The organism is Halobacteriovorax sp. GFR8, from assembly GCF_050955245.1.
Classification (GTDB): Bacteria; Bdellovibrionota; Bacteriovoracia; order Bacteriovoracales; family Bacteriovoracaceae; genus Halobacteriovorax_A.
On record NZ_JBPBLR010000003.1, the window covers coordinates 297959 to 309635 of the forward strand.

Annotated in this window: 15 protein-coding genes; 9 read left to right on the plus strand and 6 right to left on the minus strand. The window is 34.5% G+C overall.

Translation table 11 applies throughout. The features are described 5' to 3' along the window. Window position 1: 1 nt before the first annotated feature. The 4 genes from ACRXC1_RS16185 to ACRXC1_RS16200 form a co-directional block, all read right to left on the minus strand. Window positions 2-1144: an acyl-CoA dehydrogenase family protein gene (locus ACRXC1_RS16185; RefSeq protein ID WP_392988976.1), complete on the minus strand. Its 1143-nt coding sequence runs from the start codon at window positions 1142-1144 to the stop codon at window positions 2-4. Between the two features lie 111 nt (window positions 1145-1255). Further along, entirely contained in the window at window positions 1256-1723 is a 468-nt protein-coding gene (folK, locus tag ACRXC1_RS16190) for a 2-amino-4-hydroxy-6-hydroxymethyldihydropteridine diphosphokinase (RefSeq protein WP_433660350.1), read from the minus strand. Then, window positions 1723-1923 carry a hypothetical protein gene (locus ACRXC1_RS16195; RefSeq protein WP_433660352.1) on the minus strand — a complete coding sequence of 67 codons (201 nt, stop codon included), beginning with the start codon at window positions 1921-1923 and terminating at the stop codon, window positions 1723-1725. Before ACRXC1_RS16195 ends, folK begins: the two co-directional genes overlap by 1 nt. Beyond that, a complete protein-coding gene (locus tag ACRXC1_RS16200) occupies window positions 1913-2860 on the minus strand; it encodes a hypothetical protein (RefSeq protein ID WP_392909591.1) in 948 nt (315 codons plus the stop codon). Before ACRXC1_RS16200 ends, ACRXC1_RS16195 begins: the two co-directional genes overlap by 11 nt. A 120-nt stretch (window positions 2861-2980) precedes the next feature. On the opposite strand from ACRXC1_RS16200, the gene ACRXC1_RS16205 reads away from it, so the two are divergent. The 4 genes from ACRXC1_RS16205 (at window position 2981) to ACRXC1_RS16220 (ending at window position 6237) form a co-directional block, all read left to right on the plus strand. Then, window positions 2981-3640 (plus strand): LysM peptidoglycan-binding domain-containing protein, encoded by a 660-nt coding sequence (locus tag ACRXC1_RS16205; protein ID WP_433660355.1) that lies wholly within the window; start codon window positions 2981-2983, stop codon window positions 3638-3640. Between the two features lie 70 nt (window positions 3641-3710). Further along, on the plus strand, window positions 3711-4463 hold the full coding sequence (locus ACRXC1_RS16210) for a hypothetical protein (RefSeq protein WP_392909594.1): 753 nt from the start codon (window positions 3711-3713) through the stop codon (window positions 4461-4463). A gap of 39 nt (window positions 4464-4502) precedes the next feature. Then, entirely contained in the window at window positions 4503-5417 is a 915-nt protein-coding gene (locus tag ACRXC1_RS16215; RefSeq protein WP_433660357.1) for an aminoglycoside phosphotransferase family protein, read from the plus strand. Beyond that, on the plus strand, window positions 5410-6237 hold the full coding sequence (locus tag ACRXC1_RS16220; protein WP_433660359.1) for a nucleotidyltransferase family protein: 828 nt from the start codon (window positions 5410-5412) through the stop codon (window positions 6235-6237). The genes ACRXC1_RS16215 and ACRXC1_RS16220 overlap by 8 nt, the downstream gene beginning before the upstream one ends. On the opposite strand, the gene ACRXC1_RS16225 is transcribed toward ACRXC1_RS16220, so the two are convergent. Further along, window positions 6225-6413 (minus strand): DUF362 domain-containing protein, encoded by a 189-nt coding sequence (locus tag ACRXC1_RS16225; protein WP_084710518.1) that lies wholly within the window; start codon window positions 6411-6413, stop codon window positions 6225-6227. The two genes, ACRXC1_RS16220 and ACRXC1_RS16225, sit on opposite strands and share 13 nt — an antisense overlap. A 68-nt stretch (window positions 6414-6481) precedes the next feature. Here ACRXC1_RS16225 and ACRXC1_RS16230 point away from each other — a divergent pair, with 68 nt between their 5' ends. The 3 genes from ACRXC1_RS16230 to ACRXC1_RS16240 are packed head-to-tail and all read left to right on the plus strand — an operon-like array spanning window position 6482 to window position 7988. Continuing rightward, window positions 6482-7156, plus strand: coding sequence for a hypothetical protein (locus ACRXC1_RS16230; protein WP_433660362.1), 675 nt, complete (start codon window positions 6482-6484; stop codon window positions 7154-7156). 18 nt (window positions 7157-7174) lie between these two features. Beyond that, window positions 7175-7612, plus strand: coding sequence for a hypothetical protein (locus ACRXC1_RS16235; protein WP_392909600.1), 438 nt, complete (start codon window positions 7175-7177; stop codon window positions 7610-7612). Between the two features lie 31 nt (window positions 7613-7643). Continuing rightward, window positions 7644-7988, plus strand: a complete 345-nt coding sequence (locus tag ACRXC1_RS16240; protein WP_392909601.1) for a hypothetical protein — start codon at window positions 7644-7646, stop codon at window positions 7986-7988. 13 nt (window positions 7989-8001) lie between these two features. On the opposite strand, the gene ACRXC1_RS16245 is transcribed toward ACRXC1_RS16240, so the two are convergent. Then, window positions 8002-8835, minus strand: coding sequence for a TIM barrel protein (locus tag ACRXC1_RS16245; protein WP_021267579.1), 834 nt, complete (start codon window positions 8833-8835; stop codon window positions 8002-8004). Between the two features lie 208 nt (window positions 8836-9043). On the opposite strand from ACRXC1_RS16245, the gene ACRXC1_RS16250 reads away from it, so the two are divergent. Together ACRXC1_RS16250 and ACRXC1_RS16255 are read left to right on the plus strand one after the other, a co-directional pair. Continuing rightward, window positions 9044-9802 (plus strand): hypothetical protein, encoded by a 759-nt coding sequence (locus ACRXC1_RS16250; protein ID WP_433660365.1) that lies wholly within the window; start codon window positions 9044-9046, stop codon window positions 9800-9802. After that, window positions 9799-11676 carry an ATP-binding protein gene (locus ACRXC1_RS16255; protein WP_433660367.1) on the plus strand — a complete coding sequence of 626 codons (1878 nt, stop codon included), beginning with the start codon at window positions 9799-9801 and terminating at the stop codon, window positions 11674-11676. Before ACRXC1_RS16250 ends, ACRXC1_RS16255 begins: the two co-directional genes overlap by 4 nt. The last annotated feature ends 1 nt before the right edge of the window (window position 11677 follow it).

Below are 11677 nucleotides of genomic sequence, written 5' to 3' on the forward strand. Positions count from 1 at the left end.
TTTAGCTCCTTGTAAAAATTTCTTTAGCAATAACTAATCTTTGTATTTGTGAAGTGCCTTCATATATTTGAATGAGTTTGGCGTCTCTCATTATTTTTTCAACTGGGTACTCTTTGCTATATCCATAGCCACCGAATACTTGTACCGCATCTGTTGCAACTTTCATGAACATATCAGCGGCTTTAGCCTTTGAATATGAAGAAAGTTCTGGATTTGGTTTTCCATTATCAATTGACCATGCTGCTTTTTGAACAAGTAGGCGTGCGGCTTCAATTTCAATTCCCATATCGGCAATCATCATTTGAATAGCTTGATGGCGAGAAAGAGGTACTCCAAATTGTATTCTTTCTCCTGCATACTTAACTGCATGGTCCATGGCACATTGAGCTCCACCTACTGCTGAGCTAGCAACCATTGGCCTTGAGTGGTTTAATGTGGCCATAGCAATTGGCCAACCTTGACCTGGCCCACCCAAGATATTCTCTTTTGGGACTTTTACATTTGTAAATGTAACTGCTCTTGTATCAGAACAGCGATGTCCCATTTTATTCTCTTTTTCACCAAGCTCGATACCCTCGGCTTTCCCATCAATAACAAGTGCCGTGATACCTTTGTGCTTTAGTGCGGTGTCTGTTGTTGCATAAACGACAAAAAGATCTGCATAGCCTGCATTTGTGATCCACATCTTATTTCCATTTAATAAGTAGTGGTCACCATTATCTTTGATTGTTGTTTTGATACCTGCTGCATCTGATCCGTAACCAGGCTCAGTTAAGCAGAAGGCTGCAATTTTATAATCTTCAGTAAAAGGAGTTAGGAATTTCTTCTTTTGCTCGTCATTACCACCGATAACAATTGGAAGGAGGGCAAGATCATTTGCCATGATCGCTGTATTCATTCCTAGACAACCGTAAGCTAGTGCTTCTGTTATAATCATTGAATCAATAGTTGAAAAGCCTGCACCGCCGTATTCTGCTGGAATACAAGTGTTAACTAGTCCTAGCTCCCACGCTTTGCGAAGAATCTCGAGAGGCATTTGGGCCTTCTCATCATATTCGCCAGCTTTCGGCATCATTTCATTCTTTGCAAATTTCATTGCAAGGTCTCGAATTTCTTTTTGCTCGGAAGTTAATTCAAAGTTGATCATGATGGAACCTATTGTTCGAAAGATAATGTGACATTATTATAGATATGTTTTCAGTATTTAGTAAATAGGTAATAAAGGCTTAAGATACCGTAATAAAACACGATGGTACTATTCGAGTGGTGTTGCATCATTATTGTCTAGATCTAGAATTTTATAATATGACTTATAGTCGTTGTAGCTTGGAAGATCTTTTAATGGTTCGAGAACAAAACTTCTTTTTCTAAATTCTTTATGGGGAATAGTTAAGTTCTCTGAGTGATAATTTAATTTATCAATAAAAATAATATCGATATCAATTTCTCTTGGGCCCCAGTGGTAGCGGTGTTTACGCCCTAGCTTTACTTCAATTTCTTTTGCAATGTGCAAAATCTCTTCTGGCCCAATTGTTTTATTCGTCTCAATCTCTAGGGCCATATTGTAAAAATTTGGTTGATCTTGTGGGCCAAAAGGTGGTGTTTCAAAAATTCGACTTAAATACGCCTTGGCATTTAGGGCCAATTCGATTTCTTTAGTTGCGCTAAGAAGCAACTCTGTTTTGTTATCTAAATTAGAACCGAGGCTAAAGATGATATTCATTAGTTTGAATTAGACTGTTTAGAAGATTTCTTAGCTTCTTCTTTTTTGTCATTACTCTTGGTTTGTGTCTTAGGCCTTAGTACTTTTTTATTTTGTTCAATAAATGAAGGGAAATTATCATTCTTAGGTTTTGGCGGAGCTTTAACTCCACATGAGACAAAAACAAAAGAAATAAAGACGAAAAATATTTTAGAACTCAAGTGCAAGTCCGACTCCCATTACATCTGTTCCAATGTCTACACGTAAAAACCAACCAGGAACAAGTCTTTTGAACCCTGTCGCACCAAAGACAAATTCATCTTGTTCGACACTTGCTACAAGGTCAAGTTCTCTTTGCGCTTGATCACTACCAACCTTAGATACATCTCCTGCACCAGGGCTGTCAGCAGTTGCAAACTTATAACCTACATATGGCATAAAGACTGTGTATAGAGGGCCTTCAAAAGCATACTTTGCTCTGAAGATATACTGGTTAACAGCGGTATCGATATCTTCAGCAGGAAAGGCACGGATTAAGTGTCTCCCAATAAATCCTTCAACCCAAATGTTTTTTTCAATTTGAAATGACCAAGCGGCATTGTATTGAGTATTTGTATCTTGTTTTCCTGCTGTATTAAAACCATCAACAAGCCCTATACCCACAGATGCAATATTATCGTTTTTTATAACACCTGTTTGTTGGTTGTCTTCACCATACAGGTCTTCTTCTAATAAAGTAGTATCATCGTATAGTGATTCACTATCCGTTATTTTAAATTGATCTTCTGGATTTTCAGAAGGCTTGCCATAAGCTGAGTCATCACCTCGTAGGATTTGAACGTCTTGATTAACAAAGAAGTTCTTGAATAAATCCTCATCGTAAATTTTTGTGATTTTAACGGCCGCTTGATTTTCTTCTTGTTTTGGAACGACTCCACGAGCAACAGGTACCTTATTAATAAGGATAGTAATATAGTCGCCTTTAGCGAAACTATCTTGACTGTTGCTAACAAGAATAATTCTTCTTGTTCCTGAAATTCTTAATAGCTTTTCATTAGCTAAGTCATAGTTAGCTGAATTAGAGAAGTCATTTACTGCACTTTGAGAAAAGGCAGTAGTTGATAAAAATAGTAAGAATAGGATCAATATATTCTTCATACGGAAAAATTGTACATCGCATGAAGAAATTAGTCTAGGCGGTTAATATTTAAATATCTATTAAAAAGTAACCGAAGGGAATTACATATAATTGTTACTATTTAAAAGGGGTAATATACCATGAAAAAGATATCATTATTATTTTTAGTCTCATCTTTAACGTTTACTTCATGTTCATTCTTCAAAAATAAAGAAGGCGAGGTAGCGGTTGCTGAGCAGACAGAAGAAATCTCTATTGATGACTCTGACTTTGTAGTTGATGCAAATGAAGACTTAGACCAATTAGAAGAAACTGCAATGCCATCATCTGAAGAATCAGTTGCAGTGCTAGGAAGTGAGCCTGTTTCTCCTACAGATGAAATTCTACTAGAAGAAAATGTTGCTTTAGAAAAAGATGTCGTCGTTACAGCTTCAGACTATTATGAAGTTCAAAAAGGTGAAACTCTTATGTGGATTGCTTTTAAATTATATGGTGACTACAGAAAATGGAGAGATATTCAAGCAATGAACCAAGAAGCTTTAGCTGATGGCCTTCAAGCTGGTGATAAAATTAAATATCAAAGCGGTCAGTTTAACTGGAATCCAGTTGGACTACCTCACCTAATTAGAAGAGGTGAAACACTTGGTGTTATTTCACAAGACAAATATGGAACTCCTGCGAAGTGGAGATCTATTTGGGATAATAATAGAGATATGATTAAAGATCCTAACTTAATTTTTGCTGGTTTTACTCTTTATTATGTTCCTGAGGAAAGAGATGTTGCTTCCGAGTCTATGTAATTCATGTATAATAGATTAGTTATATAAAGCTCTCATTTTGAGAGCTTTTTTATTTTTTACTTTATAGATAATGAGAATTTTAATCTTTTTAACAATATTTACTTTAACGTCATGTACTTATCTTTATAAGAACGATAACGAATATCCTTATAACTACCAAGACACATTCACATCGCAAGATTACTTGAATCATCTTGAAGGTATCGCTAACTTATTCATTGAAAATAATAAAGTTAAAAAACCAAATCAAAGATCGCGTCGTTATTTAAATAAAATAGCAAAAGAGCTTTATCTTAATAACCAAGGTCTCTTTCAAAAAGATGATTTTGGAATTAATTTCTATATCGTTGAAGATAATCGAAATTTCTATTTTTCCCTTCCAAAAAATAATGTTTTTATGTCTAGGGGCCTTCTAAGAAACTATATGAATAGTGAGAATATCTTTGTTGCTGTTCTGCTCGGAGAGCTGATTAGAAGTAAAATTGGAATTTATGAAAAAAAGAAGCTTATCCCACTTAACTCATATACGATTGATGATATGATTCGTATCAATAGTCTAGATTTAAATGCAAAGCGTGACTTAAATAATCTCGTGTACGAAGTTTTAATAAAATCAGGATATGATCCTGAAGCGCGTCTTCTATGGTTGCAAACTTTGAACCGTCAATCAATTAGCTTTAGCGTGCAGGGAGTTCACTCTCACGAATTATCAAAAGAAGAATTCTTACTGAAAAACTATATGGTAAATAGTGGTGAAGATGAAAATTTAATTTTCGAAAAAAATTCATCACGACAATTTTACTATTTTAAAGAAAGTATCTAATGAGTATTTAGGATGAATAAAGAATCAATTATACATAAGTTGAAAGAAGCTAGTTTCTATAATGATAAGAGTTTACTGGAGAAACTCTCTGGTGATGCTTCAAGTAGAGAGTATTATCGATTAACTAATGAGTCGCAGTCTTTTGTAATATGTGTTGAATCATCAAATGGTCAACAAAGTTGTGATTTTAATATAGTCACAAATAATATTTTAGATAATATCAAAACACCTGAGATTTATTATTATGATCCAGAGTTTTCAATTCTTGTATTAGAAGATATTGGCAGTGTTTCACTTAAGGATTTTTATGAAAAATCAGGTCTAAGCAAGCATATCCAAGCAGTAGAAGATATTAAAAAATATCAAAAGATGCCTTTGGAATTTTGTATGGATCGAATCTTTGATAGAGAAAAGATTGGGTTTGAGTTTGATCTAGCTTGTGATTATTTCTTGAATCAATACCTGGGTGTTACTTTGAACTCGAAAGAGTGCGATATTGTTAAAGCTGTTCGGGAAATCATTATTGATTATTATGAATCTCATAGGGATGTTGTTTGTCATCGCGATTATCATTCGAATAATTTATATGTGAAGGATAATACTCTATATCACATTGACTATCAGGATATGAGAGTAGGGCCTAAAATGTATGATTTAGTCTCACTTATTGACGACTGTTACATTGAATTTTCTGAAGAAGAAAAAAAGAAATTACTCCTTACATATGATAAAGAATTTTTTGAAAAGTATGACCATGATTATCATATCGTCCAAGTACAGCGAACATTTAAAGCTCTTGGAAGTTTTGCGTACTTAAAGATAGATAAGAACAAAGAAGGTTATCTTCAGTTTATTCCAACAAATTTAAAGAAACTAGTTAGTATTTGTGAGAAGAGTTCAATTGAGGCGTTTAGATCTTTTTCTGAAATTTTAAAAAGAGGCTTAGATGATTAAGACATGTTTCATCGCAAGCGCCGGATTCGGTACGAGAATGGGGAATTTAGGTAAAATTATCCCTAAACCTTTATGGCCTTTCTTTAATCTCAGACTATTAGATTTACAAGTTGCGTATGCTAAAATGTTAGGTTGTGAAAAAATTTATATTAATTCACATCATTGTCATGAAGAGATGGAGAGCTGGGCGCAGGGAAAAGATGTTGTCTTACTGCATGAGCCGGCGATTCTTGGAAGTGGTGGTTGTATCCACAATCTAAAGAATTATGTTGATAATGAGATTATTTTCGTTATTAATTCTGATCAGTTTTATTTTTTCGACTTTTCTCAAATTAGCGCTGATATTAAGCGAATGGATGAAGATGACGCTATTGCACATCTATATGCAATTGAAGTTGATCATAATGCTTCTTATAACGAGACAAAAGTTATTGATGGAAAGTTAACGAGTATCGCTCCTCATGATGGCACTAGCAGTTATTTAACTTATTCAGGGGTAGGGATTCTAGACTTAGGTAAGATTCCTCAAGTCGAGGGTGAATCATCTTTTTTTAAAACAGTGGCCGATTTTAAAAATAAAAATGTTCATATGAGTTTACCTAAAGAGCCTATCTTTTTAGATCTAGGAACTTTAGATAAGTATATTGATGTTATATCTGAGCTTGAAAATCTTCCTGCAGTTATTAAGAAGTTTGTTGCGGCAATCGAAGAGCTAGACGGCGTCGATTTCAAGTCAACTGCTACTATGGAGTGGGCAGGGGTCACATTTAATTTTGACACACGTACAATTACTTATGAAGGAAAAGACTATTCTTTTTGAGTAACTTCTTTAATGCAGTCTACGGGGCAAACAAGAGTACATGCATTACACAAAGTGCATGCCCATGGTTCAATTGTATACTTACCCTTATCCATAAAAATGGCCTTTTCTGGGCAAATGAGCCTGCAGTTATCACACTCTATACAACGTGAAGAAATTTCGAGATAATAATCCATATATTAATTATAACAAATTTTGAAACTTAAGGTAAGAATTGCACAATACTGACACTCTAACATTCAAATTGCTAAATATTCTGTTTGTGGTATTTTCTCTGTTTTTTCTGCATACATGTTACTCGCTTGATGCAGACGTTTCAGCAATTGATTTAAATCGCTTTATTGGAATCCTCACAACATATAAAATAACAACGGCACTTGCGGTTTTCTTAATCTTTAAAGTGCTATTTATGGGAGAGCTTACCATAGTAATCCTGTCGGTTTTTGTGCTTAATATTTTCTATAAAGTTTTTTCTCTATTCTTAGTAGAGTACGACAAAATTATTCTTCTAATGGCCGTTATCTTCTTGTTGGTCTCATATAATATGATTCTGTTATTAAAAGAAGAATTAGCACAGGCCATATTTAAGCCAATCTTTACAAGAGAAAATTTCAACTTTGATGGCTTTTGCTCACTTGAAGGGAATGTCTACTTATCTTCTGGTTCTTGTTTACCTGTTAAGGTTTCTAACTGTGATGATAAAGGTATCGTTATTTATACTAGTGAGAAAATATCTAAGGGCGAGAAAGTAGAATTTGAGTTAGAATATGAAGGTAAGAAATTTATTGATAATTTTTGTGTCGAATTAGTTTACCCAGGTGGATATGGATTAAAGTTATTATCAACTGTTGAAGATAATAATTATAACTGGATTACACTTTATAATATTTTGAAACGTCGAGGAATAGTTTCATTATAATCTAGGAAGGATCATTTAATGTTTAAGTATTTAATCATCTTATTAGTTTTTATTTCATGTAACTCTAACAAATCACCGGAAGGTGTTTTAAGAAGCTTTATTGAGAAAAGACTTAATGACGAAATTAAAGTGGATGATTTAGAGGACTACTTAACAGGAAGCCTACTTGAGGAATACACTCAGGCATTAAATGATGACCCAAAGAAGCTAAATGAAATGTCTAAATTTGAGAAGTCTCGCTTGTCTATTGTATACAAGAACTGTTCAGGAGATGAGTGCTCAATCACATATTCAGTTTCTTATGACGATGAGGCCACTGATGGGAAAACAAAACAAGATGTCTCAATTTCAGTTAAAAAGATAGCTCTTATTATTAAAAAGGATGATAAGTGGTTAATATCAGATATTAGTGATGTGAAGTCATTTTACGAATTTAAAGAGACTGACGTTCGTTAAGATATCTTCTTTCCTTACCGATAAGTAAGGCGTGAAAAGCGGTAAAATCTTAGATCTTTCATTTGAGAAACTTGTTGGTGAGACTTTCAATTTAACAGAAAGTGCCAATTCTAATGCTCATCAACTAAATTATATTTCAGAAATTAAGTCATATCGACTTTGGATAGGCGCTACATTTGTCGATTTCCCTCAAGGTCTTTCCTTTATAGATGACCTCAAAAAAACGAGCTTTATCGAGTTGAAGCTTTATGACAAGGCCCTTAATGATGGCCTAAAAGAAGTTCTCAATACCCATGAGGACTTGGTTGTTTATATGATGGATGAAGATATTTTTATTGAAACAAAAGAATATGAAGAAATAAAAAAAGCGGCTTAGAAGCCGCTTTTATTTATAGTGTATTGTAGTAATTTTTAAGCATTAATGCATCATCTTCTAGGTTTGGTGAGTTACAAATCATGTATCCACCACAACCATTTTTCTTAAGTGACTTAAGAAGGTCTTTCCAGTTGAAGTCAGACTTCTCAAGGTTAAGGTGTTTTAGATCACCTTTAGAGTTAGTGCTGATTCCTGAAATATGAATGTGCATATTTTTAACCGAGTCTTCACCTAATTCTTCTTTTAGTTTTGCAATTACTTCATCAAACTCTTCTTCAGAGTTGTACTGATTAGTACGTGCATATAGGTGAGAGAAGTCCATACATGGGCGACAAGAGTCTACATTCTTAGTTAAGCTGATTAGCTCTTCTAGTGAACCAAACTGTGAAGTCTTTCCTGTTAGTTCTGGGCGTAGCTCAATTTCGATATCAAGTCTGCTTAGTCTTTCTTCGATTACATTCATTGATTTTTCAACTAAGTCGAATACATCATATGGAGAATCTTTCATGTAGAAAGCTGCGTGGAAAGTCATTGATTCTGCACCACAAAGGTCAGAGATCTTTGCCGTTTGAATGATTCTTTCAACAGAAGAATCAATCTTATCCTGCTCTCTAGCATTTAGGTTGATATAGTATGGGCCGTGTGAAGTTAATGGAACGCCTAGCTCATATGATACTTTTCTTAGATTTGAAGAAACTTCTTCCTTCATTCTTACGCCGTGTGCAAACTCAAGTTGCATACAATCAAGTCCAAGTTCGTGAATTCTTTTAACACCTTCTACTGGATTGTTCTTTTTAACTGTAGAATTAGGAACACCTGCTGTACCAAAAAGTAGCTTAGTATGCATTCAAAATACCCCTTCTGCTTATATTTAAAACGTTAATGCCTTGTGTATCACAATTAAGGATTCCACAATAGTCGCACTGCAAAATTTAGTGTCTGGCGCTTCAAATATATGCGCTTTTGTCTAACTGTGATTCAGATGACTTATAGCCGGATTTTGGATTTGGGTCTATAATTAGAGAATATCTTGTAAAAAAAATAGGGACAAAAATTTGTTTAGTGTATTAATTTCATATTTATTAAGTCTTTTTATCATCTTCATTCAGGTATTTTTCCTGGCCGGAGGCTTCATTGTATTTAGTACGAACCTACATATTTCGAGTTCGGTCACTCTAGCTACATTAATTTATGTAATTTCATTTACTTACATTATTCCTTCTATTGTTTTATCTAGACTAAACCCAATTCGATTAGACAAGAAGGAACACGTGGCCATTTTTAATAAAATAAATGGACTTCACTTCAGAGGTAATAAGGGGAGACTGAAGTTCTTTGAGAGTAAGAGTGCTCCATTTTTTGTAATGGGAAGCCTGCTGGGTTCGGGTTACGTCATTATAAACTCTGCAGTTGTAGAGAGCCTGGGCCCCTCTGAGATGGATAAATACTTAGAGGCAGAACTCAGCTTTAACGAAACAATTAATGCAAAAGTATTAACTCACATATTAATCGTTCTTCTATTTTGGCGTGGCATTTTTAACTGGATTTTTAAGCTTGCTAGAGCGGAAGCCGTTTTTCGCTATATGTTTGCGGTACCGAGGCGATTATTTAATCGACTTTCAAATAGCTTCAAAAGTTACCATTATAAGAAACACGAGAGTGTGGATATGAGGGGTGTTGCTCAAAAGGTAATCTACTTAGAAAATGCAATGATTAATGATGTTCATTTCAATGTAGCCTCGACAACGATGTGGTCAATTCTTCGTTCGCCAGATGCAATGGATGAAAGATTTCATCAAAGTGAGTTACTATGAAGAACTTTTTTAAGTACTTCAAAGATTTAGATTTCACCAAATACTATCCAGCGCTTTTTACAGTCGTCTTTTTATCAGTGCTTTTTCAGTACAAATTTCAGTCCATTGAAGCGATCTTCTATGATTTAAGACTTAAGTTAGACATGACTCTTGTTCATGATGACAATATTGTTTTAATTAAGATTGACGAAGAAAGTGATGAGTTCTTAGGTGAGAGCTATCCATATACTTATACAACTTATTTAAAGTTATTTAGGAAAGTCTTAAAGGATAAGCCGGCCATCATTAATTTTTTTGGTGATTTATCGGCTCCTTTAAATGAAAGAGAGGCGGCTTCTTTACAATCACTCCACGATGAAATTAAGGCCTATATGAAACAAGGTGGGCTTTATCGCTATGGATCAGAGCTTGATTCTTGGGGTGAGCGTCTTCCTCCACAAGAATTAAGAGACCTTGGTTATTCTCCAGCAGTGGTAAATATTGATAGTAAGCTATTTGCCAAAGATGATGTTGTTAGAAGAATGGTTCTAAATATTTCGGGAGAAGAAACACTCGATTTTTGGACGGCCAACGAATGGAGAATTATTAATAATGAAGAACCATTGGTACTAAATAAACTAAAGAGTGCTTACTATATGCCAGAAGCTGATGCGAGCTTTAGTCTATTTCGCTATCCTCTAAGGTCACTTGAGCATCTTGAAAAACTACCGGTGCATAGAGTTGTTGTAGGTAATATTCCAAGTGGTTACTTTAATGGGAAAGTTGTTTTAATCGGCCCTGCATATATCTCGAACTTAAGGCATTACGCGAAGACTCCTTTCGATAAGGATCAGAAACGAACTTCTAAATTAGAAATTCACGCCAATATGACTAAGGCGTTAATGGAAAATCAATTGATCTATTCAATACCTCTTTGGGTAACGAAATTGCTTTCAATGCTAATTGGTGTCGTCTTATCAATTGTGATTTCTAGGATTCAACCTGCTAAGGGTCTACTTATTACTTTTGGGATCATTGTTGGAACAGTTCTATTTTCTTATTTAATCTTTCTGCTCTTTGGGCTCTGGCTTTATATCACCCATATCTTATTAACTGTCTTTGTCGTTTATTATATTTGGGTACCTTTTAGGGCCATCGGTGAGTATCAAAGGCGATATAAAATACAAGAAGAGACAAAACTCTTAAAAAGGGTTGAAAACTTAAAGCAAAACTTTATCTCTTTAATGAGCCATGACTTAAAAACACCAGTCGCAAAAATTGCTGGTGTTGCAGACAATATGTTGCAACGTAATCGTGGAGGGGAAACCTACATGCACGATGGCCTTAAGACTATTATTGATTCGACAAAAGAACTTAATAATTTCATTACTTCGATTTTAGACCTAACAAAGGTAGAGTCGCGAAATATTTCTCTTAATTTACAAAGTAAAGACGTCAATAAGATCATCGAAGACTGTGTGAATAGTTTAACTTATTTAGCTCGCTCTAAAGAGATGACTATTGAGACAGAGCTTGGCCCGCTATTTCCAATCGAAATTGATGTGAGCTTGGTTAATCGAATTGTTTCTAATATTGTGGAGAACTCGATTAAATATGCTGGAGAGGGAAAGACTATTAATATTAAGACTTGGGATGATGATACTTGGGTCTTTATTGAAATATCTGATAATGGTGTTGGTATGGACCAAGACGATGTCGATAATATATTTGAGAAGTTTTATCGGGTTAAAAATGATGCATCCCATATTATTAAGGGGAGCGGTCTAGGTCTTTATCTGGTAAAATACTTCGTAGAACTTCATGGGGGTGAAATTTCTGTAACATCATCACCTGGAGAGGGAACTAGTTTTCTAATTAAATTTTTGAATAAATAAA